Genomic DNA, 22509 nt, shown 5'->3' with positions numbered 1-22509 from the left:
CCGCCGCGCTGCGGCGACACGGGTCTACGGGGTGTCAGCGTGCGTCGGTGTCGGCCGGCGTGGCGGCCGCGTCCGGAGCGTCGTCATCCGCGACGAAACGGGACTGCTGGTCGCGGTACGCGTCACCGATCCGATCCGTGAACTCCGTGATGCGCGCGTCGATGTCGGCGAGCACCTCGTGACCGCGCGGATCTTTGTTGACGAGGTGAGCGAGCACGAACCCGGCCGATGTGCCGAGCACGAACCACAGGAGACTCTTCACCGGGACCTCTTCCTCAGACGATCCGCGCGACTCGCAGACCGTCTTCCATCGTAGGCGACATCGTCCGCGCGTACGCGGCGGACGACGAAGGGCGCCGGGGGAACCCCGACGCCCTTCTGTGTGCTGAATGGATCAGCGAGCAGCGTAGTACTCGACGACCAGCTGCACGTCGCAGGTCACGGGGACCTCGGCGCGCTTCGGGCGACGGACCAGACGTGCCTGCAGCTTGTCGAGTTCGACCTCGATGTAGCCGGGGACGTTCGGCAGCACCTCGGCGTGACCACCGGCAGCGGCGACCTGGAAGGGCTCGGTGCCCTCACTGCGCGCCTTGACGTGGATCAGCTGACCGGGCTTGACGCGGAACGAGGGGCGGTCCACGATCTGGCCGTCGACCTGGATGTGGCGGTGCACCACGAACTGGCGGGCCTGAGCGGTGGTGCGGGCGAAGCCGGCGCGCAGAACGAGCGCGTCAAGACGCATCTCGAGCAGCTCGACCAGGTTCTCACCCGTCAGACCGTCGGTGCGACGGGCCTCGTTGAACGCGATGCGCAGCTGCTTCTCGCGGATGCCGTACTGCTCGCGCAGACGCTGCTTCTCACGCAGACGGACGGCGTAGTCGCTGTCGGCCTTGCGCTTGGTGCGACCGTGCTCACCCGGAGCGTAGGGACGCTTCTCGAGGTAGCGGGCGGCCTTCGGCGTCAGCGGGATGCCGAGCGCACGGGAGAGACGGACCTTGCGGCGGTCCTGGGACTTCGTGGTCACGAAGATTCCTTCCGATGACGTGGCCGCGCACTTCGCGGCTCACGGACGTATCACCCGACTTCGCCCGTCCGACGCGCACGCCGGGGCGTGTCGAACGGTGTTCCAGAAGGAGGGGGATGCCCGAAAACGAGGTTTCGAGCCGATTAATCCTAACAGAACCGCCGCATCCGCCGCGGAACGGGCGGAACGCGGCTCATTCGCCGTCGAGGATGCGGCGGATCTTCTCGAGGCGCGTCGCGACGTCGCGCTCGCGCCCGTGCGAGGTCGGGTCGTAGTAGCGCCGCCCGCGGAGCTCGTCGGGCAGGTACTGCTGCGTCGCGATGCCGACCTCGGTGTCGTGGGGGTACACGTAGCCCTTGCCGTGGCCGAGCCGCTTCGCGCCGGCGTAGTGGGCGTCGCGCAGATGCACCGGGACGCGCCCGAACCCGCCCGCACGGACGTCGGCGATCGCCGCGTTGATGCCGAGGTACGCCGCGTTCGACTTGGCCGTCGTCGCGAGGTAGACCGTGGCCTCGGCGAGCGGGATGCGTCCCTCGGGCATGCCGATGAAGGCGACGGCGTCGGCGGCCGCGACGGCGATCGTCAATGCCTGCGGGTCGGCGAGACCGATGTCCTCCGACGCCGAGATCACGAGCCGCCGCGCGATGAAGCGGGGGTCCTCCCCCGCTTCGATCATCCGCGCGAGGTAGTGGAGCGAGGCGTCCGGGTCCGAGCCGCGGATCGACTTGATGAACGCGCTGATGACGTCGTAGTGCTCGTCGCCCTGACGGTCGTACCGCAGCAGGGCCCGGTCGACGGCCTGCGCGATCACCTCCGCCGTCACGGTCGGCGGGGAGTCCTCGTCATCGCCCTCGCCCGCCGTCATCGCGGCCGCCGCCTCCAGGGCGGTCAGCGCACGACGCGCGTCGCCGGAGGCGAGACGCACCAGCGCGTCGCGCGCGTCCGGCGCGAGCACCACGTGGCCGGCGAGGCCCCGCGGATCCGACACCGCCCGATCCACCAGCATCCCGAGATCGTCGTCGCCCAGCGGCTTCAACGTCAGCAGGAGCGACCGCGAGAGAAGCGGCGAGATGATCGAGAACGAGGGGTTCTCGGTGGTCGCGGCGATCAGCACGACCCAGCCGTTCTCCACGCCGGGCAGCAGGGCGTCCTGCTGGGCCTTCGTGAAACGGTGGATCTCGTCGAGGAACAGGATCGTCGACGCCCCGTACAGATCGCGCTGGTTCAGCGCCTCCTGCATCACCTCGCGGACGTCCTTCACACCCGCGGTGATGGCGGAGAGCTCCACGAAACGCCGCCCGGACGATCGGGCGATCGCCTGCGCGAGCGTGGTCTTGCCCGTACCCGGCGGGCCCCAGAGGATCACCGAGACGGCCCCCGTCGTCTGACGGCCGGGGTCGGCCAGTGCCACGAGCGGCGAGCCCGGGCGCAGTACGTGCTGCTGACCGGCGACCTCGTCGAGCGAGGTGGGACGCATGCGCACGGCCAAAGGGGTCTGCCCTTGGAAGAGGGCGCCGGACGTACTCACCCCACCAGGCTAGCCGCGGTGGCCGACACCGGCTTTGTCGCGGTGGTGCGCCGCCGCGTAGGATCGGGCCGCTCGAGTGTCCAGGAGGAGATGTGGCGAAGACCGGCGGCCCCAGTCAGCAGCGTGCCGAGCGCGAACGGGCGCGGCTGTACCAGGCGCGGCGCGCGTTCCACGAGAGCCGCATCTCGCGCCGTCGCCGCGACAACCTCCTCGCGGGCCTGGTCGGCGGCGTCCTCATCCTGGCCGTGGCCGGAGCGCAGCTCGCCTACTACACCGTCGGCCCGGGCACTCCGGTTCCGGCGGCGACCACCCCCGCGCCGGCCGACGTGACGCCCACCCCCACCCCGGCGACGCCCGCGCCCTGACCACACGGTGACCCGACGCCGCGGACGGCGGGTACTAGGCTGAAGCCGATTGCCCACCGCCGAACGCGAGACGCTTGAGGTGCCCCGTGACTGCTGCGACAGACCACACCCCCGACCAGCCCGACACCGGGACCGCCAGCGAGCCCTGGGGCCGCGTGGACGAAGACGGCAACGTCTCGGTCCGTGAGGCAGAGGGGTGGCGCGTCGTCGGCCAGTACCCCGACGGCACGGCCGATGAGGCTCTGGCCTACTTCACCCGCAAGTTCTCCGACCTCGCCGGCGAGGTGGCGCTCCTCGAGGTGCGCCACCGCCGTGGCGGCGCGTCCGCCTCGGACCTGCGCCACACCGCCGTGACCGTGCGCGAGAAGGTCTCCGGCGCTGCCGCCGTGGGCAATCTCGCCGCCCTGACCACGCGCCTCGACACGCTGCTCGCCGCCCTCGAGGAGGCGACCGCCGGCGAGGCTCAGGCTGCCAAGGCCGCCGTCGACGAGGCCGTCGTCGAGCGCACCGCGCTCGTCGAACAGGCCGAGGCGCTGGCCGCACGCGACCCCAAGTCGGTGCAGTGGAAGCAGGTCACCACCGAGCTCAACACGCTCTTCGAGCAGTGGCAGGCGCACCAGCAGAACGCCCCGCGTCTGCCGAAGTCCGTCTCGCAGCAGTTGTGGACGCGTTTCCGCGATGCACGGAGCACGGTCGAGAAGCACCGCCGTGCGTTCTACGCCGAGCTCGATGAGACGCACAAGGCCGCGAAGGACGCCAAGACCAAGCTGGTCGAGAAGGCCGAGGCGCTCGCGCCCCGCGGTGAGGACGCGATCCCCGCATACCGCGACCTGCTCGATGACTGGAAGGCCGCCGGCCGCGCCGGCAAGCGGGTGGACGACGCCCTGTGGGCACGCTTCAAGGCCGCCGGCGACGCGCTCTACGGAGCACGCGTCGAGCGCGAGAGCGTCGAGGCCGAGGAGTCGCTCGGGCGTATCGAGGCCAAGAAGGCGCTCCTCGAGCGTGCGCGGCCGATCGTCGACGAGAAGAACCTCACAGCGGCGCGCCAGCAGCTCACCGCCGTCCAGCGCGAGTGGGACGAGATCGGCCGGATCTTCCCGCGCGACCGTGAGCGCGCGCTCGACGACGATCTGCGCAAGATCGAGCAGAGCGTGCGCACCCGCGAGGACTCCGAGTGGAAGCGCAACGAGCCCGAGACCACCGCGCGGGCCAACGACATGACGCGCCAGCTGACAGACGCGATCGAGAAGCTCGAGTCGGAGCTCGCCGAGGCCGAGGCGCGGAAGGACCCGCGTGCGGTCAAGGAGGCCCGCGAGGCTCTCGAAGCCCGGAAGGCGTGGCTGCGCGCCGTCGGCGGCTGATCAGACCTTTCCTCCCCCTGTGGGCAGCCCGGCGCGGTTGTCCACAGGGGGTTTTCCGTGCCGCCGCGTCGCGAGGTCGCCGACCACACTGGGACGATGCGATCGGTCTTCCTGTACTTCGCCGGTGATCGGCTGAGCACCGCCGAACTCACCGCGGCGTGCCTCGACGGCCACCTGGTCGGGCTCGGCGAGGGCTTCATCCCCGCCGACACGATCGAGACGGCGTCCCTCCGCGCGGCGTCACTCGCCGAGCTGCTCGGCACCCAGCTCGCCGCGACGCACGAGAGCGCGGCGTGGGTGCACGGGATCGCCGACGACCCGCCGGCGCGTCATCGCGTGCAGCGCACGACGCCGCGCCGGCTGCACGAGCCGGTGGGCCGGCGCTTCGTCTACCGCGATCCGCAGATCCCCGACCACGACCTCGTGACGATCGGCGGCGTGCGGGTGACCTCGGCGCCCCGGACGATCGTCGATCTCGCCCGGAGCGCAGACGGTGCTCCCGCACTCCTCACCCGGTGGGCCCGAGAAGACGTCGATGCGGTCCGCGCCGCCGGCAAATGGGTGCAGGACAGCCACCGCATCCCCCACCGCCGGGTCGCGATAGAGCGGATCGATGCGGCGCTCAGGACGACGTGACGCGATAGACGTCGTACACCGCGTCGATGCGACGCACGGCGTTGAGCACGCGGTCCAGGTGCACGGTGTCACCCATCTCGAACACGAACTTGCTGAGTGCCAGACGGTCGGTGTTCGTGGTGACGGTCGCCGACAGGATGTTGACGTGGTGCTCGCTCAGCACTCGGGTGACATCGCTCAGCAGACCCGACCGATCGAGCGCCTCGACCTGGATCTGCACCAGGAAGACGCTCTTCGTGGTCGGCGCCCACTCGACGTCGATGATGCGCTCGGAGTCGTTCATGAGCGCGGTGACGTTCGTGCAGTCGGTGCGGTGCACCGAGACGCCGCTCCCCCGCGTGACGAACCCGACGATCTCGTCGCCCGGCACCGGCGTGCAGCACTTGGCGAGCTTCACCAGGATGTCGGGGGCACCGCGCACGAGCACGCCCGAGTCGCCGTCGCGGGGACGACGCCCGCGCCCGACGTGGGGGATGTCGATCGGTCCGGTGGCCGTGTCGCCGTCCGCGGCGACGAGGGAGGTGACCTTCTCGATCACGGACTGGGTCGAGACGTGGCCCTCGCCGACGGCGGCGTAGAGGGCCGAGACGTCCTCGTAGCGCAGCTGCTGGGCGACCTGCGTGAAGGAGTCCTGACTCATCAGGCGCTGCAGCGGCAGGTTCTGCCGTCGCATGGCGCGGGCGATGGACTCGCGTCCCTGCTCGATCGCCTCTTCGCGGCGCTCCTTCGTGAACCATCCGCGGATCTTGTTGCGCGCGCGGGTGCTCTTGACGAAGCCCAGCCAGTCCTGACTGGGACCCGCATCGGGGTTCTTGGAGGTGAAGACCTCGACGACATCGCCCGAGTGCAGTTCGGACTCGAGCGGCACGAGACGCCCGTTGACCTTGCTGCCCATGGTGCGGTGACCGATCTCGGTGTGCACGGCGTAGGCGAAGTCCACCGGGGTGGCGCCGCCGGGCAGGCCGATGACGCGCCCCTTCGGCGTGAAGACGTAGACCTCTTTCGCGCCGATCTCGAAGCGCAGCGAATCGAGGAACTCGCCGGGGTCGGCCGTCTCGGCCTGCCAGTCCGAGATGTGCGCGAGCCACGCCATGTCGTTGTCGAGCGCCTTCGGGTCGGCCTTGCCGCCCGCCATCCGCTCCTTGTACTTCCAGTGCGCGGCCACGCCGTACTCGGCCTGCTGGTGCATCTCGTTCGTGCGGATCTGGATCTCGACGGTGCGCCCGCTGGGGCCGATCACCGTCGTGTGCAGCGACTGGTACAGGTTGAACTTCGGCGTGGCGATGTAGTCCTTGAACCGGCCGGGAAGCGGGGTCCAGCGGGCGTGCAGCGCGCCGAGGACGGCGTAGCAGTCGCGGACGGTGCCCACGATCACGCGGATGCCGATGAGGTCGTAGATGTCGTCGAACTCGCGTCCGCGCACGATCATCTTCTGGTAGACCGAGTAGAGCTGCTTGGGTCGGCCCGCGACGCGGCCGCGGATGCGCAGTTCCCGCAGGTCCTCTTCGACCGCGTGGATGACGCTCTGCAGGTACTCCTCGCGCTGCGGCGTGCGCTGCTTGACCAGGCTGTCGATCTCGACGTAGAGCTTCGGGTGCAGGACGGCGAACGAGAGGTCCTCGAGCTCGGACTTGATCGCCTGGATGCCGAGTCGATTGGCCAGCGGCGCGTAGATCTCGAGCGTCTCGGTGGCCTTCTTCGCGGCCTTCTCGGGCGGGACGAAGCCCCAGGTGCGGGCGTTGTGCAGGCGGTCGGCGAGCTTGATGACGAGCACGCGGATGTCGCGCGACATCGCGACGATCATCTTGCGCACCGTCTCGGCCTGCGCGCTGTCGCCGTACTTGACCTTGTCGAGCTTGGTCACGCCGTCGACGAGCATGGCGACCTCGTCGCCGAACTCCGCGCTCAGCTCGTCGAGGCGGTATCCGGTGTCCTCGACGGTGTCGTGCAGGAGGGCCGCCGCGACCGCCTTCGGGCCAAGCCCGAGGTCCGCGAGGATCTGCGCCACGGCGAGCGGATGGGTGATGTAGGGCTCACCGCTCTGACGCTTCTGCCCGGCGTGCGCGCGGTCAGCCACGGCGTAGGCGCGCTCGATGACCGTGATGTCACCGCGCGGATGGTGGGCACGCACGGTGCGCACCAGCTTGTCGACGTCGTCGCGGCGTGCCGCGCGCGAGAAGATCCGAGGGATCAGACGGCGCAGCGACGAGCTCTGGGCGCCCGCGGGAACCGTTTCCGCCATGCTCGAATCACCGCCCTTCGTCGGATCGAATCATCCTACGCTCGGCGCACAGCGCCCGGCTCAGGCCGGGACGCCTGCGCGTTCGCGTGCAGCGAGCACGCGCTCGTCGCTGGCCTTGATGCCGGCCTCGCCCTCGCGCAGCAGCGAGTACATCGGGGCGGCCACGAACAGCGTGGAGTAGGCCGCGACGATCGTGCCGACGAAGATCGAGAGCGAGATGTCGGTGAGCGTCTGCGCACCCAGCCAGATCGATCCGATGAAGAGGATCGCGCCGGTGGGGAGGATCGCGACGATCGTCGTGTTGATCGACCGGATCAGCGTCTGGTTGACGGCGAGGTTCACCGATTCACCGAACGTGCGCGCGGATATCTCGCCGTCCTCAAGCGTGTTCTCGCGGATCTTGTCGAACACCACCGTCGTGTCGTAGAGCGAGTACGACAGGATCGTGAGGAAGCCGATCACCGCCGCGGGAGAGATGGGGAACCCCGCCAGCGCGTACACGCCCACGGTGATCACCAGCACGTCCACGACGCCGATGACCGCCGCGGCCGACATCTTCCAGGTGCGGAAGTACAGCGCCAGGATGAGGAAGGTCAGCGCGAGGAAGATCGCCAGACCCCACAGGGACTGCCGCGTCACGCTGTCACCCCAGCTGGGGCCGATGAACGAGGACGTGACCTCGGCGGTGGGCACCTCGTAGATCTCGGCGAGAGCCGCCGTGACCTGCTGGGTCTCCTCCGGCTGCAGCTGGTCGGTCTGCACCCGCACGGCGTCCGAGCCGATCGTGGTCACCTTGGTGCTGGCGGTCGGGACGACCGACTGCACCGCCTCGGTGGCCAGCAGCTGGTCGGGCTCGTCCAGGCCGGTGATCGTGAACTGCGATCCGCCGGTGAACTCGATCGAGAACTGCACGGGCTTCACGAACGGCACGAGCACCGACGCGAGCACGAGGACGGCGGCGAGGATGAACCAGAGCCGGCGGCGCCCGATGAACGGGAACGAGGTCTTCCCGGTGTAGAGGTCGTTACCGAACTGCGTCATGGTGCGCATCAGTCGCGGCCGCCCTTCGCGTCGACGGCGCCGTTGTGGTCCGCAGTGGTGGATGTGGTGCCGGACAGCTCGGCGGCGCGTTTGCGCTCCGCGATCGTCTGGCGGCGCTCCGCTTCACCGCGGGAGCGCGCCCCCTTGCCCTTCGCCACCGTGCCGACGGGCGCGCGGAACTGCGCGCGGCCGCGGTACACGGCGCCGAGCGCGGTGGGGTCGAGGCCCGACAGCGGATGGCCGGACCCGAAGAACCGGGTCCGCGCCAGGAGCTGCATGACCGGGTGGGTGAAGAGGATGAAGATCAGCACGTCGATCACGGTCGTGAGGCCGAGCGTGAACGCGAAGCCCTTCACCGTGGCGTCGGCCAGGATGTACAGCACGACGGCGGCCAGGATGTTGATCGACTTCGAGATGTAGATCGTGCGCTTGGCGCGCGCCCATCCGTCCTCGACGGCGGACGTGATCGACTTGCCGTCACGGAGCTCGTCTCGGATGCGTTCGAAGTAGACGATGAACGAGTCGGCGGTGAATCCGATCGACACGATCACACCCGCGACACCGGCGAGAGAGAGCCGGAAGCCCATCCGCCACGCCAGGATGCACAGCGAGATGTAGGTCAGGATGCCCATCACGAGGATCGAGGCGACGATCACCGTGCCGAGCGCCCGGTACACCGAGAGCGAGTAGATCGCCACGAGCACGAGGCCGATGAGTCCGGTGAGCAGACCGATCATCAGCTGCTGCGAACCGAGCGTCGCCGAGATCGTGTCGGAGCTCTGCACCGTGAAGCTGAGCGGCAGGGCGCCGTACTTCAGCTGGTCGGCGAGGGTCTGCGCCGTCTCCTGCGTGAACTGTCCGGTGATCTGCGGCTTGCCGTCGGTGATGATGCCGTTCATGGACGGCGCCGACAGGACGTCGCCGTCGAGGATGAACGCGAACTGGTTGAGCGGCGTCGACAGCGGGTACAGGCGCGAGCTGATCGACGAGAACGTCTCGGTGCCCTCGCCGTTGAAGACGATGTTGACGGCCCACTGGTTCGTGGTCTGCACGAGACCGGCGCTCGCGTCGCTGATCGCCTCGCCGTTCAGCTCGACCGGTCCGAGGATGTACTTCGCCGTGCCGGTCGCGTCGCAGGTGATGAGCGGCTGGTCGGCCGGAGCGTTGGCGGGGTCGTTGGCCGGGTCGGCGCAGTTGTACGCCTGGAACTGCGCCTGCAACGCCGGCGTGATCCACGACACGTCGCTGCCGTTGCTCGGGCTCGCCGACGGCGTGGACTCGAGGGTCGGGTCGGGGGTCGGGTACGGCGTCGCCGTCCCGTCCTCGCCGATGAACGATCCGGAGACCTCGCCCGAGACGAACAGCACCGCGCGCAGCTGCAGCTGTGCGGACGCCTGGATGCGGGCGCGCGTCTCCTCGTCGGCCTCGCCCGGGATCTGGACGACGATGTTGCGGCCGCCCTCCGTGGTGACGTCCGCCTCGCCGACGCCCGTGGCGTCGATGCGCTGACGGATGATCGTCACGGCCTGGTTGAGCTGCTCACCCGTGGGGCTGGCGCCGTCGGCGACCTGCGCCTCGAGGATGATCTGCGTCCCACCCTGGAGGTCGAGCGCGAGCTCGGGGACCCAGGAGCTCGCGGGCTCGCCGGCGGAGTCTTTGAAGACGTACACGCCGAGCGCGTTGATGCCGAACAGGACGGCCGTGATGACGAGGAGCCCGAGAAGGGCACGCCAGGCACGACGGACAGGGGTGGGTGTCGCCACGGAAGGTCAGCTTTCTCGTCGAAGAAGCGGAGGCGCGATCAGGCCTCGGGCTTGTCCTTCTTGTCGTGCTCCACCTCGTCGACATGCGACGAGTACTTGTGGTCGTCGCTGATCGAGGTGATGTCGCCGTCGGCGACGCCGGCGATGTACTCGGCCTCGCTCGCCTCGGCCTCGATGAACTCGTCCTCGGTCACGACGCCCTCAGCGGGGTCGACGACACGCAGGATGGCCTGGCTGTGGACCTTGATCTCGACGCCGGGGGCGATCTCGACGAGCGCGGGCTGGTCGAGGTTCTCGGGATCGAACTCGACGATCGTTCCGTACAGACCGCCCTGGAGGAGGACCTCTGCGCCGGGGATCGTCTGGCGGGCCTTCTGCTCCTGCTCGGCCTTCGCCTTCTGCATCCGGCGGCGGGAGCTCCAGAACATGAAGATCAGCAGAGCCACCAGCAGGATGATCAGACCGTAGTTGGCGAAGAACGTCGCGAAATCCATGAAGCGGAGGGTCCCTTTCAGGGGCAGCGCACGTCGGGACGGCGCTGGTCAAGTCGGAGTCGGCGAAAGCCTTCAGCGATTATAGGTCATGCAGGCGAAGCGCCCCTGTCGGATGGGGCACTCCCAGATGCGCGTAGGCCTCGGGCATGGCGATCCGCCCGCGCGGGGTGCGCCCCATGAATCCGATGCGCACGAGATACGGCTCGACGACGGACTCGATCGTGTCGGCCTCCTCCCCGACGGCGACGGCGAGTGTGCCGAGGCCGACAGGGCCGCCCCGGAAGCGCCGGATCAGCGCGTCGAGCACGGCGCGGTCGAGGCGGTCGAGCCCGATCGGGTCGACGTCGTAGAGGTCGAGAGCCGCGTCGACGCTCGCCAGATCGCCCGCGGAGGCGTCGGCGTGCACGATCAGGTAGTCGCGCACCCGCCGCAGCAGGCGGTTGGCGATACGGGGCGTGCCGCGCGAGCGGCGGGAGATCTCGGCCCGGGCCGCGTGCGGCAGCTCGACGGCCAGCATCTGCGCGGAGCGCCCGATGACGCGCTCGAGCTCCTCGGGCTCGTAGTACTCGAGGTGCGCGGTGAAGCCGAAGCGATCGCGCAGCGGATTGGGCAGCAGCCCCGAACGGGTCGTCGCGCCCACCAGCGTGAACGGCGCCAGCTCGAGCGGGATGCTGGTGGCCCCCGCACCCTTGCCGACCATGATGTCGATGCGGAAGTCCTCCATGGCGAGGTAGAGCATCTCCTCCGCGGAGCGCGCCATGCGGTGGATCTCGTCGATGAAGAGCACTTCGCCGCTCGTGAGCGACGAGAGCAGGGCAGCCAGATCGCCGGCGTGCTGGATGGCGGGGCCGCTCGAGAGGCGCAGCGGACGACCGCTCTCGTACGCCACGATCATGGCGAGCGTCGTCTTGCCGAGCCCGGGAGGGCCGGAGAGCAGGATGTGGTCCGGCGGGCGGCTCTGGATGCGGGCGGCGTCCAGCAGCAGTTGGAGCTGCCCGCGCACCTTCTGCTGCCCGACGAAGTCGGCGAGGGAGGACGGCCGGAGCGCGCCCTCGATGGCGAGTTCGGTGTCGTCGGCGGGCTCGCCGGCATCCCTCACGTCATCCACGGGCGCTCTCCCCGCGGGCGGGACCGAGCGCCGCCAGTGCGAGGCGCAGGAGCGCCGAGACGGTGCGCTCCTCGGGCGCGTCGGCGACGACCTGGGTGGCCGTCTCGGCGGCGGTGCGCTCCGACCAGCCGAGGCCGACCAGCGCCTGGGCCAGCTGGTCGCCGAGCCCCTGGGGCGCGGCGCCGGCGGACCCGCCGGGGGCCGAGGTGGGCGGGGCGAGCTTGCCCGCCAGCTGCACGACGATGAGCTTGGCCGTCTTGGGCCCGATCCCGGAGACCTTGCGGAACGGGGCGTCGGCCTCATCGGTGACCGCCTGCGCGATTTGGTCGATCGACATCTCGGCGAGCACGCCGAGCGCGGACTTGGGGCCGACCCCCGACACCGCGATGAGGGCGCCGAACACGGCCAGCTCCTCCCGGCTGCCGAAGCCGACGAGCGACATGGCGTCCTCGCGGACGATCAGATGGGTGTGCAGGAGGAGCTCGTCGCCGAGGTGCGCGCCGCGCGACACCTCGGGCGTCACCGCCACCGCGTATCCGACCCCGGCGACGTCCAGGATGACGGTGTCGGCGCCGGCGTGCACGACGGTGCCGCGGAGAGAAGCGATCATTCCTTCAGCCTAGTGTCGTTCGGACGTATGTTCGATCGGACACGCTCAGCGTCGTGTCGACCGTTCCGCGGCCCGCCAGGCGCGCTGGGCGGGGGTCAGCGCCTCGGCGCCCGGCCCGGCCGCATCCGACGCGACCGCGCCACCCCGCCACGCGTGGCAGAGCGCGATCGCGAGGGCGTCGGCGGCGTCGGCGGGCTGCGGCAGCTCGGGAAGCCGGAGGATGCGCGCCACCATGGTCTGCACCTGGAGCTTCTCGGCCGAGCCGTAGCCGGTGATCGCGGCCTTGACCTCGCTGGGCGTGTGGGTGGCCGTCGGTAGCGAATGCTCGGCGGCGACGAGCAGCGCGATCCCGCTCGCCTGCGCCGTGCCCATCACCGTGCTGCGGTTCTGCTGCGCGAACACGCGCTCCACCGCCACGACGCCGGGCCGGTGCTCGCTCACCACGGCGCGCAGCCCCTGCGCGATCAGATGCAGGCGTTCGGCGGTGGGCAGATCAGGCGAGGTGCGCACGACGCCGACGTGCACGAGGCGGGCACTGCGGTCGGCGGCGACGTCGACCACCCCGATCCCGCATCGGGTCAGACCCGGGTCGACTCCCAGCACGCGCAACGCAACAGCCACCCCCTCACGCTAAGCGCTGACGGGGTGGCTGGTGGCGCGGCGCGCGGTGATCAGTCGTCGGCTTCGAGCTCGGCCTGCACCTCGGGGGTCAGATCGAAGTTGCTGAAGACGTTCTGGACGTCGTCGCTGTCCTCGAGGGCGTCGATGAGCCGGAAGACCTTGCGGGCCGTGTCGGCGTCGACCTCGACCTTGAGGTTCGGCACGAACTCGACGTCGGCGGACTCGTAGTCGATGCCGGCGTCCTGCAGCGCCGAGCGCACCGTCACGAGGTCGGTCGCCTCGGTGATGACCGCGAATCCCTGCCCGTGCGGCTCGACCTCTTCGGCGCCGGCTTCGAGGACGGCCAGCATGACGTCGTCCTCGGTCGTGGACTCGCCGTCGACGACGATGACGCCCTTGCGCGTGAAGTTGTAGGCCACGCTGCCCGGGTCGGCCAGGTTGCCGCCGTTGCGCGACAGCGCCGTCCGCACCTCGGCCGCGGCACGGTTCTTGTTGTCCGTCAGACACTCGATCATCAGGGCGACGCCGTTCGGGCCGTACCCCTCGTACATGATCGAGGCGTACTCGACGGACTCGCCGCCGATGCCCGCGCCGCGCTTGATCGCGCGATCGATGTTGTCCTTGGGGACGGACGTCTTCTTGGCTTTGAGGACGGCATCGAAGAGCGTCGGATTGCCCTGCAGGTCGGCGCCGCCGAGCTTGGCCGCGACCTCGATGTTCTTGATGAGCTTGGCCCACGACTTCGCGCGACGGCTGTCGATGACGGCCTTCTTGTGCTTCGTCGTTGCCCATTTGGAGTGACCGGACATGACACCAGTCTAGACGGGAGCACCGTCCGCCCCGCTCAGCACGCTAGCGACGGCGGGGCGCCGCGCGCACGCGTTCCAGGAAGCGTTCGTGGAACCGCGCATCACCGGAGACCTCCGGGTGGAAGGCGGTGCCCAGCAGGTTGCCGGCCTCGACCGCGACCACCTCGCCCCCCGGCAGCGTCGCCAGCGCCCGCACCCCGGCGCCGACCTGCGTCACCACGGGTGCGCGGATGAAGGCGGCCCGCACCGGACGATCCCAGCCCTCGACGTCCAGGTCGGCCTCGAACGACTCCGCCTGGGCGCCGAACGCGTTACGGGTGACCGTGACGTCCAGCCCGCCGAAGGTCTGCTGCCCGTCGATCGCACCGATCACGCGGTCGGCGAGCAGGATCAGGCCCGCGCAGGTGCCGTAGACCGGCAGTCCCCCGGCGATCGCCGTGCGGATGGGCTCCTGCATCCCGAAGCGACGCGCGAGCTTGTCGATCGCGCTCGACTCTCCCCCGGGCAGCACGAGCCCGTCGACCGTGGCCAGCTCGGACGGGCGGCGCACGTCGACGACCTCGGCGCCGAGCCGCTCCAGGACGAGGCGATGTTCGCGCACATCGCCCTGGAGGGCCAGCACTCCGATGCGGGGCGTGTCACCACCCACGATCGGCGAGGCGGTGCGGAGCGGCGAGATCGGACACGTTGATGCCGACCATGGCCTCGCCGAGACCGCGCGAGACCTCGGCGATCACGGCCGGGTCGTCGGCGAAGGTCGTGGCCCGCACGATGGCCGCGGCGCGCTCGGCGGGGTTGCCCGACTTGAAGATCCCCGAGCCCACGAAGACGCCGTCCGCGCCGAGCTGCATCATCATCGCGGCGTCCGCGGGGGTCGCCACGCCACCGGCGGTGAACAGCACCACGGGCAGCCGCCCGGTCTCGGCGACCTCGGCCACCAGCTCGTACGGCGCCTGGAGCTCCTTCGCGGCGACGTACAGCTCGTCCTTCGAGGTCGCGCGCAGCGCCTGGATCTCGCGGTGGATGGTGCGGATGTGCTTCGTCGCCTCCGACACGTCCCCCGTGCCGGCCTCGCCCTTCGAGCGGATCATGGCCGCGCCCTCGGTGATGCGTCGGAGCGCTTCGCCCAGGTTGGTGGCGCCGCAGACGAACGGCACCGTGAAGCCCCATTTGTCGATGTGGTTCACGTAGTCGGCCGGCGAGAGCACCTCGGACTCGTCGATGTAGTCGACGCCGAGCTCCTGCAGCACCTGAGCCTCGACGAAGTGACCGATGCGGGCCTTCGCCATGACCGGGATCGAGACCGCGTCGATGATCGCGTCGATGAGATCCGGGTCGCTCATCCGCGCCACGCCGCCCTGCGCGCGGATGTCGGCGGGCACGCGTTCGAGGGCCATGACGGCGACGGCGCCCGCATCCTCGGCGATCTTCGCCTGGTCGGCGGTGACGACGTCCATGATGACGCCGCCCTTGAGCATCTCGGCGAGACCGCGCTTGACGCGCGACGAGCCGGTGGACGCTGTTGTCATGGTGTGCTCCTCTCGGGCGCCGCTGCGGCGACCCGTGTCGACGTGCTGATTGACCTAGGCCAAAAGCTAGCACGGCCTCCGACGTAGAATCGCCCCATGACCACGCCTGACGCCGCCATCCGGATCCAGGGCGAGTCCGCCGTCGAGATCGCCGACAGCGTGCGGGCGCTGATCGAGCGCGAGACGTTCGCCCCGGGCGACGCCCTCCCGCCCGTGCGCACCCTCGCGAGCGCGCTCGGTGTGAATCGCAACACGGTGGTGTCCGCGTACCGTCATCTCGCCCAGGCGGGCCTGGTGACCTCCCACGGCCGCGGCGGAACGCTCGTCGCCCGCCGCGCGCCGCTCGCGCAGGACGGCTTCTCCCCCGATACCGTGCTGCGCGATGTGGGATCGGGCAATCCCGACCCGGCCCTCATCCCCCCGATCGCCGACGTCCTCGGGGCGATCGCGGGTCGACCCGTGCTGTACGGCGAGCCCGTCATCGACGCCGCGCTCGAGCAGTGGAGCACGCAGTGGATCCGCGAGGCCGTCGGCGACGACCGCGACGCCCGCCTGACGATCACCAGCGGCGCCGTCGACGCCGTCGAGCGCCTGCTCGCCCAGGCCCTGACGCGTGACGACGCCGTCGCCCTCGAAGACCCGTGCTTCCTCGCGAGCATCCAGACCGTGCGGCTCGGCGGGTACCGCGCCGTGCCCGTCGCCGTGGACGCCGAGGGGATGACGGTCGACGGGCTGCGCGCCGCGCTCGAGGCGGGCGTGCGGGCGATCGTCTGCACGCCCCGGGCGCAGAACCCGACCGGTGCGAGCCTCAGCCCCGCCCGCGCGAGCGCGCTCCGCGCCGTGCTGGCGGACCACCCGTACGTGCTCGTCATCGAGGACGACCACTTCTCGCTGCTGGCCAGCACGCCCTACCGCTCGATCATCCCGCCGGGGCACCAGCGGTGGGCGCTCGTGCGATCGGTGTCCAAGTTCCTCGGCCCCGACATGTGCATGGCGATCGCGGCCACCGATCCCGACACCGCGCGCCGCCTCGCGATGCGGCTGAGCCCGGGCACCACGTGGGTGAGCCACCTGCTGCAGCGCCTCGCCCACGCGCAGCTGACCGATGCGGGGGCGCTCACGACCATCGAGTCCGCCCGCACCCACTACGCCGCGCGGAACCGCGCCTTCGCCGAGCGGCTTCGCGCGCGCGGCGTGGCGGTGACCGTGGGCGACGGCCTGAACCTCTGGCTGGCGCTACCCGTCGCGGCGCGCGCCGTGTCCGAGCAGCTCATGCGACGCGGCTGGCTCGCGCGGACCGGCGACGAGTTCGTCCTCGCCGATGCCGCCACGACCCGTCACCTGCGCCTCACCGTGCACGAGCTCGACGACGCCGAGGCCGACCGCTTCGCCGCCGACATCGCCGCCGCGCTCGACGCGGTGGCGATGCAGAAGGTGGGATGATCGACCCGTGAAGATCCTCTCCATCCAGTCCGCTGTGGCGTACGGCCACGTCGGCAACTCGGCCGCCGTGTTCCCCCTGCAGCGCATCGGCGTCGAGGTGCTCCCCGTCTACACGGTGAACTTCTCGAACCACACCGGCTACGGGGCGTGGCGCGGGCCCCTCATCTCCCCCGCCGACGTGAGCGATGTCATCACGGGGATCGAGGACCGCGGTGTCTTCGCCGACATCGACGCCGTGCTCTCGGGCTACCAGGGCTCCGAGGGAATCGCCGATGTCATCGTCGATGCGGTCGCCCGGGTCAAGGCGGCCAACCCGAGCGCGATCTACGCGTGCGACCCCGTCATGGGCAACGCCAAGTCCGGGTGCTTCGTCGCCCCGGCCATCCCCGAGCTGCTGCGCGAGCGGGTGGTGCCGGTGGCCGACATCATCACTCCCAACCAGTTCGAGCTCGGGTTCCTCACCGGCACGGAGCCGCGCACGATCGCCGAGACACTCGACTCCGCCGACGCGGCGCGTGCGATGGGACCGCGGACCGTCCTCGTCACGAGCGTCGAGCGGCCCGACCGCGAAGAGGGCACCATCGAGATGATGGTCGTCGACGACGCCGGCGCCTGGATCGTGCAGACGCCGCTGCTGCCGATGAAGGCCAACGGCTCGGGAGACGTGACGGCGGCGCTGTTCACGGCGCACTACCGTGCAACCGGGGACGCCGCCGAGGCGCTCGCGCGCACCACCTCGAGCGTGTTCGATCTGCTCGAGCTCACCCACCGCTCGGGCGAGCGCGAGCTGCAGCTGGTGCAGGCGCAGGAGTCCTACGCGCACCCGAAGCTGCAGTTCCCGGTGCGTCAGGTGCGCTGAACGCCCCGCCTCATCCGGCTCGGTCCTGCGCTCGCCTCAGCGCGGCCAGGCGTCCGCGAGCGTGGTGCGGACATCGCCCAACAGCTGCGGCAGTGCCTTCGTCTTCGCGATGATCGGGAAGAAGTTCGCGTCGGTCGCCCACCGGGGCACCACGTGCTGGTGCAGGTGCCCGGCGACGCCGGCGCCCGCGACGGCGCCCTGGTTCATGCCGATGTTGAAGCCGTCGCACCGTGAGGTGACCCGCAGCACCCGCATGGCCGTCTGCGTGAGCGCGCCGATCTCGGCGACCTCGGCGTCCGACGCCTCGTCGTAGGTGGGGATGTGGCGGTAGGGGCAGACGAGCAGGTGGCCCGAGTTGTACGGGAACAGGTTCAACAGCACGTAGGCGTGGGTGCCGCGGTGCACGATGAGGGCGTCCTCGTCGGACTTGTGCGGCGCGGCGCAGAACGGGCAGTCGTCGGCCATCGGCTCGGGCCCGGCCTGGATGTACGCCATCCGATGCGGCGTCCACAGCCGCTGGAACTCGTCCGGCACGCCGGCCAACTCGGATGCCGCGACGAGGGCCGCATCCGAGTCGCCCGGCGTGGCGGTCACGCGAGGTCCTCCGCGGTGTTCACGAGCGTGCGCTCGGCGATCGCCGTGACGATCCGCTCGATCGCGTCGTCAACGGGGATGCCGTTGGTCTGGGTGCCGTCGCGGAAACGGAACGAGACCGTGCCCGCCGTCCGGTCCTGCTCGCCGGCGATGAGCTGGATCGGCACCTTCTGGGTCGTGTGGGTGCGGATCTTCTTCTGCATGCGGTCGTCGGAGTGGTCGACCTGGGCGCGGACGCCCCGGGCGCGCAGCCGGTCGACGATCTCGTCGAGGTAGTCGCCGAACTGCTCCGCGACGGGGATCGCCACGACCTGATCCGGGGCGAGCCACACCGGGAACGCGCCGGCGTAGTGCTCGAGAAGGATCGCGAAGAACCGCTCGATCGAGCCGAACAGCGCGCGGTGGATCATGATCGGGCGGTGCTTCTCGCCATCCGATCCGGTGTACTCGAGCTCGAACCGCTCGGGCAGGTTGGGGTCGACCTGCACGGTCGACAGCTGCCAGGTGCGGCCGATCGCGTCGCGCGTCTTCAGGTCGATCTTGGGGCCGTAGAAGGCGGCCTCACCGGGCACCTCGGTGAGCTTCAGGCCGCTCGCGACCGCGACGTTGCGCAGCGCGTTGGTCGAGTACTCCCAGAACTCCTCCGACCCGATCCACTTCGACTTCTCGTCGTCGCGCATCGAGAGCTCGAGCTCGAAGTCCTCGAGACCGAAGTCCCGCAGCATCGAGATGACGAACTCGAGGACGCGGGTGGCCTCGGACTCCAGCTGCTCCGGGGTGACGAACAGGTGCGAGTCGTCCTGCGTGAAACCGCGCACGCGCGTGAGCCCGTGGAGGGCGCCCGAGAGCTCGTTGCGGTAGACGGTGCCGTTCTCGGCCAGTCGCATGGGCAGGTCGCGGTAGCTGCGCGCACGCTCCTTGTAGATCAGGATGTGCATCGGGCAGTTCATCGGCTTGAGGTAGTAGTCCTGGCCGGGCTTGGTCACGGTGCCGTCGGCATCGCGTTCCTCATCCATCGTGATCGGCGGGAACATGCCCTCGCGGTAGGTCACGAGGTGGTTCGAGGTGAGGAAGAGGTCTTCCTTCGAGATGTGCGGCGTGTAGACGTACGTGTAGCCGCCCTCGATGTGGCGCCGGCGTGCGTGCTGCTCCATCTCGCCGCGGATGACACCGCCCTTGGGATGCCAGACGCTGAGGCCGGACCCGATCTCATCCGGGAACGAGAACAGGTCGAGCTCCTTGCCGAGCTTGCGGTGATCGCGCTTGGCGGCCTCTTCGAGGCGCTGCTGGTAGGCGCGCAGCTCGTCCTTCGTCGGCCACGCCGTGCCGTAGATGCGCTGCAGCTGCGGGTTCTTCTCGCTGCCGCGCCAGTAGGCGCCGGCGATGCGCTGCAGGTCCCAGCCGTTGCCGATCGTGCGGGTGGTGGGAACGTGCGGGCCGCGGCACAGGTCCTTCCAGACCGTCTCGCCGTCGCGGTTGACGTTGTCGTAGATCGTCAGCTCGCCGGCGCCGACCTCGACGGACGCGCCCTCGGCGGCTTCTTTCGTGCCGCCCTTGAGTCCGATGAGTTCCAGCTTGAACGGCTCGTCGGCGAGCTCGGCACGCGCCTCGTCGTCGGTCACGACGCGACGGACGAAGCGCTGGTTCTCGCGAACGATGCGCTCCATCTCCTTCTTGATCGCCTTGACGTCCTCGGGCGTGAACGGGGTGTCCGTGCCGAAGTCGTAGTAGAAGCCGTCGGTGATGGGCGGGCCGATGCCGAGGTTCGTCTGCGGCTTGATGCGCTGCACGGCCTGGGCCAGCACGTGCGCGGCCGAGTGCCGGAGGATCGAGAGACCGTCCGCCGAGTCGATCGTCACGGGTTCGACCGTGTCGTCGGCCGTGACGGTGGTCGCGAGGTCGACGAGGTTGCCGTCCACGCGCAGCGCGATGACGGAGCGGTCGGGGAAGAGGGCGAATCCGTCGGCGGGGTACGCGACGTCGGCCGGGGTCAGATCAGTCAAGGAAGTCTCCAGAAGATGGCTCTGTCATCGATCCTATCGAGGTCGGGACGCACCAAGATGGAGGGGTGAAGCTGGCCCTCATCGGCGGCGTGCTGCTGGTGGCGGGCGGCGCGGCCGTGGCTCTCGGCATCCTGAGCCCCGAGGACGCTCTGGCGACCGCGGAACGCATCTGGCCGGTGCTGCTGTTCGTGGCCGCGATCACCGTCGTCGCCGAGCTCGCGACCCGTGCCGGCCTGTTCGACGTCATCGCGGGCGGGCTCGCCCGCGCCTCGCGCGGACGCGTCCGGGGGGCTGTGGATGTGGGTGGTCCTGCTCGCGGTCGCCTCGACCGCGTTCTTGTCGCTCGACACCACGGCGGTGCTCCTGACACCGGTCGTCGTGGCGGCCGCGCGCGCCCACAAACTGCCGGCACTCCCCTTCGCCTTCACGACCGTCTGGCTCGCCAACACGGCGTCCCTGTTCCTGCCGGTCTCCAATCTCACGAACCTCCTCGCAGCGCCCGGACTGGGCGGCGGGACCGGTGAGTTCCTGCTGCTGCTCGCCGCGCCCGCGGTCATCGCCGTCGGGGTGACGGTGCTGCTGCTGTGGGTGCGGTTCCGGCGGCACCTGCGGGGGACGTTCACCCCGCAGCCCGCGCCCCGCGTGGCCGATCGCACCCTGCTGCTGTGGTGCGCCGTCGTCGTGGCGGCGCTGCTGCCGCTGCTGGTGTCGGGCCTCGAGCCCTGGCTCCCCGCATCCGCTGCGGCGCTGGTGCTGATCGTGGTCTTCGTCGTCCGCGCGCCCCGGGCGCTCTCGGTGCGTCTCGTGCCGTGGTCGCTCGTCGTCTTCGCCTCGGGGCTTCTGCTCGCCGCGGCGGCCGTGGATGCGGCGGGGCTGCTCGACGCACTGGCTGTGCTGCTCGGGCACGCCGAGGGCGCGGGAGCCGTGTACGCGGTGGCCGGCACCGGCGCTGCGGCGGCGAACGTCGTCAACAACCTGCCCGCGTACCTCGCGTTGGAACCCGCGGTCGCGGGAGCGCCGATCCACCTGGCGGCGCTCCTGGTCGGCGTCAACGCCGGTCCGCTCATCACGCCGTGGGCGTCGCTGGCGACGCTCCTGTGGCATCAACGGCTGCGCGCGGCGGGCGAGGACGTGTCGTGGCGGTCCTTCATCCTGTGGGGCTGCCTCGCCGCACCGCTGGTCGTCGGGCTCGCGGTGCTCCCCCTCGCCATCGCGGCGGCGTGAGCTACGACCCGCGGTTCGCCCGAACGCGGAACCAGAGGCTGAGCTCCCGCGCGGCCCGGAGGGTGGCGCTCGGGTCGTCGCTGCTCTCGAGATCGTCGAAGGTGCTGCGGAAGCCCTCGGGCATCGGCTCCTGGGTCTCGCTGATCGGCTCGTAGCCCATCGTCCAGTCGCCGAACTCGCGCTCGCGGACGTTCTCCTCCACGAGGATGCGCATGCCGGTGTGCCGCGGATCCGCGCGGATGACGTCGACGAGGCGGCGCACGGTCTGCTCGGGCCCCTCGAGCACCTGGACGAAGCGCCCGGCCCGGTACAGCAGCATCCCGGTCAAGCCGTGCTCGGCGTTCGACGCGCGGCTCTGCGCGAGGAGTGCGGCGAGGCGGGCGTCGTCGAACGGTTCGGTGGCCTGGCTCGCGTACACGATCGAGAGGAGGCGGTCGTGCTCGGTCATCGTCATCATCCTGGGAGTCGAAGGATCGCTAGCGGGGTTCGAGCGAGGGCTGCGCCGCCACCGCCCGCATCGCGGAGGTCAGGTCGGTGAACTCTCCGACCTCGCGAGAGCGCATGTCGTAGGCGACGAAGCGCCCCGCGCCGTTGCGGTCGATGTAGCCGAGGAAGTTGCCTCCCTGGCTGCAGACGTGGAAGCCGTCCTCGACCCGCGCCCACACCATGCCGGAGCCGGTGCGGGCGGGTCGGGTGTCGCTCACGCGCCTTCGTCTTCCTCGGGCTCGAAGGTGGATGCCTCGCCCGTGTGACCCGCGGCGACGCCGTCGGGGTGCGCGGGGATGGTGCCGTCCTTGCCGAGCCCGTCCTTCTTCTCCGTGCCGTCGGTCGTCTCGACGTCGGGTCCCTCGAACGAGTCCTCGTCGTGCGACGCGGGGGTGGTGTGATCTGACATGAGTATTCTCCCGTCGTTCTGACTCCCGACCCTAGAGGGCGGGCGTCACAGCGGGATCGGCCTGGACCGCCGTCCCCGCGCGTGATAGGTCGCGCGGGGAGGGCCCGGCCGGGTGGGAAAGGGCGGGGTCAGAAGCCGAGCCCGCGTCCGCGGTCGATCTGCGACTGGATGTCGGCGGCCGCGCGCGCGAGTTCGGGATCCGCGTTCGTCTCCGTGCGGCTGCGACGCAGACGCGGGATCGTCATCGCAGCGATCACCGCCACGGCGATCGCCGCTGCACCACCCGCCGCCAGCGCAGCGATGAGTCCGGCCATCGTGCACCCCCCGTCAGCGCCAACCTAACAGGCAGCACCGGGAGCG

Annotated in this window: 25 protein-coding genes; 6 read left to right on the top strand and 19 right to left on the bottom strand. The window is 70.3% G+C overall.

All coding sequences use genetic code 11. From position 1 onward, the window contains the following. Positions 1-34 precede the first annotated feature (34 nt). The 3 genes from AB0N73_RS01125 to AB0N73_RS01115 form a co-directional block, all read right to left on the bottom strand. A complete protein-coding gene (locus AB0N73_RS01125) occupies positions 35-262 on the bottom strand; it encodes an ATPase (RefSeq protein ID WP_363559466.1) in 228 nt (75 codons plus the stop codon). A gap of 132 nt (positions 263-394) precedes the next feature. Beyond that, positions 395-1024 (bottom strand): 30S ribosomal protein S4, encoded by a 630-nt coding sequence (gene rpsD / locus AB0N73_RS01120; RefSeq protein WP_363559464.1) that lies wholly within the window; start codon positions 1022-1024, stop codon positions 395-397. 193 nt (positions 1025-1217) lie between these two features. Continuing rightward, positions 1218-2552 (bottom strand): replication-associated recombination protein A, encoded by a 1335-nt coding sequence (locus tag AB0N73_RS01115; RefSeq protein ID WP_363559462.1) that lies wholly within the window; start codon positions 2550-2552, stop codon positions 1218-1220. A gap of 92 nt (positions 2553-2644) precedes the next feature. Between AB0N73_RS01115 and AB0N73_RS01110 the strand changes: the two genes are divergently transcribed. The 3 genes from AB0N73_RS01110 to AB0N73_RS01100 all read left to right on the top strand — a co-directional run bounded on the left by AB0N73_RS01110 (position 2645) and on the right by AB0N73_RS01100 (position 4914). After that, positions 2645-2917, top strand: coding sequence for a dioxygenase (locus AB0N73_RS01110; protein WP_363559460.1), 273 nt, complete (start codon positions 2645-2647; stop codon positions 2915-2917). 86 nt (positions 2918-3003) lie between these two features. Further along, positions 3004-4278 (top strand): DUF349 domain-containing protein, encoded by a 1275-nt coding sequence (locus AB0N73_RS01105; protein WP_363559458.1) that lies wholly within the window; start codon positions 3004-3006, stop codon positions 4276-4278. A 96-nt stretch (positions 4279-4374) separates the two neighbouring features. Next, positions 4375-4914, top strand: a complete 540-nt coding sequence (locus AB0N73_RS01100; protein ID WP_363559456.1) for a type IV toxin-antitoxin system AbiEi family antitoxin — start codon at positions 4375-4377, stop codon at positions 4912-4914. Here the strand turns inward: AB0N73_RS01100 and AB0N73_RS01095 are convergent. From AB0N73_RS01095 to pdxS, 10 genes are all read right to left on the bottom strand, one after another. After that, positions 4901-7156: a bifunctional (p)ppGpp synthetase/guanosine-3',5'-bis(diphosphate) 3'-pyrophosphohydrolase gene (locus AB0N73_RS01095; RefSeq protein WP_363559454.1), complete on the bottom strand. Its 2256-nt coding sequence runs from the start codon at positions 7154-7156 to the stop codon at positions 4901-4903. The genes AB0N73_RS01100 and AB0N73_RS01095 overlap by 14 nt on opposite strands. Before the next feature lie 60 nt (positions 7157-7216). Continuing rightward, a complete protein-coding gene (gene secF / locus AB0N73_RS01090; RefSeq protein ID WP_363559452.1) occupies positions 7217-8206 on the bottom strand; it encodes a protein translocase subunit SecF in 990 nt (329 codons plus the stop codon). After that, the gene (gene secD, locus AB0N73_RS01085) at positions 8206-9960 is read right to left on the bottom strand and encodes a protein translocase subunit SecD (protein WP_363559450.1); all 1755 of its coding nucleotides are present in this window, start codon (positions 9958-9960) and stop codon (positions 8206-8208) included. Before secD ends, secF begins: the two co-directional genes overlap by 1 nt. Positions 9961-9998: 38 nt before the next feature. Further along, positions 9999-10454 carry a preprotein translocase subunit YajC gene (locus AB0N73_RS01080; protein ID WP_363559448.1) on the bottom strand — a complete coding sequence of 152 codons (456 nt, stop codon included), beginning with the start codon at positions 10452-10454 and terminating at the stop codon, positions 9999-10001. 79 nt (positions 10455-10533) lie between these two features. Beyond that, positions 10534-11562, bottom strand: a complete 1029-nt coding sequence (ruvB, locus tag AB0N73_RS01075; RefSeq protein ID WP_363559446.1) for a Holliday junction branch migration DNA helicase RuvB — start codon at positions 11560-11562, stop codon at positions 10534-10536. After that, on the bottom strand, positions 11555-12172 hold the full coding sequence (ruvA, locus tag AB0N73_RS01070; RefSeq protein ID WP_363559444.1) for a Holliday junction branch migration protein RuvA: 618 nt from the start codon (positions 12170-12172) through the stop codon (positions 11555-11557). Before ruvA ends, ruvB begins: the two co-directional genes overlap by 8 nt. 45 nt (positions 12173-12217) lie before the next feature. Next, positions 12218-12793, bottom strand: a complete 576-nt coding sequence (gene ruvC, locus AB0N73_RS01065) for a crossover junction endodeoxyribonuclease RuvC (RefSeq protein ID WP_363559442.1) — start codon at positions 12791-12793, stop codon at positions 12218-12220. Between the two features lie 50 nt (positions 12794-12843). Then, entirely contained in the window at positions 12844-13602 is a 759-nt protein-coding gene (locus AB0N73_RS01060; RefSeq protein ID WP_363559440.1) for a YebC/PmpR family DNA-binding transcriptional regulator, read from the bottom strand. Between the two features lie 43 nt (positions 13603-13645). After that, positions 13646-14251, bottom strand: coding sequence for a pyridoxal 5'-phosphate synthase glutaminase subunit PdxT (pdxT, locus tag AB0N73_RS01055; protein ID WP_363559438.1), 606 nt, complete (start codon positions 14249-14251; stop codon positions 13646-13648). Next, complete coding sequence (gene pdxS, locus AB0N73_RS01050) at positions 14241-15131, bottom strand: pyridoxal 5'-phosphate synthase lyase subunit PdxS (protein WP_363559436.1); 891 nt, start codon at positions 15129-15131, stop codon at positions 14241-14243. The genes pdxT and pdxS overlap by 11 nt, the downstream gene beginning before the upstream one ends. A 96-nt stretch (positions 15132-15227) precedes the next feature. Between pdxS and AB0N73_RS01045 the strand changes: the two genes are divergently transcribed. Further along, positions 15228-16574 carry an aminotransferase class I/II-fold pyridoxal phosphate-dependent enzyme gene (locus AB0N73_RS01045; protein ID WP_363559434.1) on the top strand — a complete coding sequence of 449 codons (1347 nt, stop codon included), beginning with the start codon at positions 15228-15230 and terminating at the stop codon, positions 16572-16574. Positions 16575-16581: 7 nt separating this feature from the next. Continuing rightward, positions 16582-17433 (top strand): pyridoxal kinase PdxY, encoded by an 852-nt coding sequence (gene pdxY, locus AB0N73_RS01040; protein WP_363559432.1) that lies wholly within the window; start codon positions 16582-16584, stop codon positions 17431-17433. A gap of 36 nt (positions 17434-17469) precedes the next feature. On the opposite strand, the gene AB0N73_RS01035 is transcribed toward pdxY, so the two are convergent. Together AB0N73_RS01035 and thrS are read right to left on the bottom strand one after the other, a co-directional pair. Then, complete coding sequence (locus AB0N73_RS01035; RefSeq protein WP_363559430.1) at positions 17470-18027, bottom strand: HIT domain-containing protein; 558 nt, start codon at positions 18025-18027, stop codon at positions 17470-17472. After that, the gene (gene thrS, locus AB0N73_RS01030; protein WP_363559428.1) at positions 18024-20030 is read right to left on the bottom strand and encodes a threonine--tRNA ligase; all 2007 of its coding nucleotides are present in this window, start codon (positions 20028-20030) and stop codon (positions 18024-18026) included. The genes AB0N73_RS01035 and thrS overlap by 4 nt, the downstream gene beginning before the upstream one ends. 303 nt (positions 20031-20333) lie before the next feature. Here thrS and AB0N73_RS01025 point away from each other — a divergent pair, with 303 nt between their 5' ends. Beyond that, on the top strand, positions 20334-21254 hold the full coding sequence (locus AB0N73_RS01025; protein ID WP_363559426.1) for an SLC13 family permease: 921 nt from the start codon (positions 20334-20336) through the stop codon (positions 21252-21254). A gap of 1 nt (position 21255) precedes the next feature. On the opposite strand, the gene AB0N73_RS01020 is transcribed toward AB0N73_RS01025, so the two are convergent. From AB0N73_RS01020 to AB0N73_RS01005, 4 genes are all read right to left on the bottom strand, one after another. After that, positions 21256-21702: a BLUF domain-containing protein gene (locus tag AB0N73_RS01020; RefSeq protein ID WP_363559425.1), complete on the bottom strand. Its 447-nt coding sequence runs from the start codon at positions 21700-21702 to the stop codon at positions 21256-21258. Positions 21703-21730: 28 nt separating this feature from the next. Then, positions 21731-21958, bottom strand: coding sequence for a hypothetical protein (locus AB0N73_RS01015; protein WP_363559423.1), 228 nt, complete (start codon positions 21956-21958; stop codon positions 21731-21733). Further along, the gene (locus AB0N73_RS01010; RefSeq protein ID WP_363559421.1) at positions 21955-22149 is read right to left on the bottom strand and encodes a hypothetical protein; all 195 of its coding nucleotides are present in this window, start codon (positions 22147-22149) and stop codon (positions 21955-21957) included. The genes AB0N73_RS01015 and AB0N73_RS01010 overlap by 4 nt, the downstream gene beginning before the upstream one ends. A gap of 128 nt (positions 22150-22277) precedes the next feature. Then, a complete protein-coding gene (locus AB0N73_RS01005) occupies positions 22278-22463 on the bottom strand; it encodes a hypothetical protein (RefSeq protein WP_363559419.1) in 186 nt (61 codons plus the stop codon). Positions 22464-22509: the final 46 nt, after the last annotated feature.

Source organism: Microbacterium sp. NPDC089189, from assembly GCF_040685095.1.
Taxonomy (GTDB): domain Bacteria; phylum Actinomycetota; class Actinomycetes; order Actinomycetales; family Microbacteriaceae; genus Microbacterium.
This window is presented reverse-complemented; position numbering and strand designations above follow the sequence as displayed.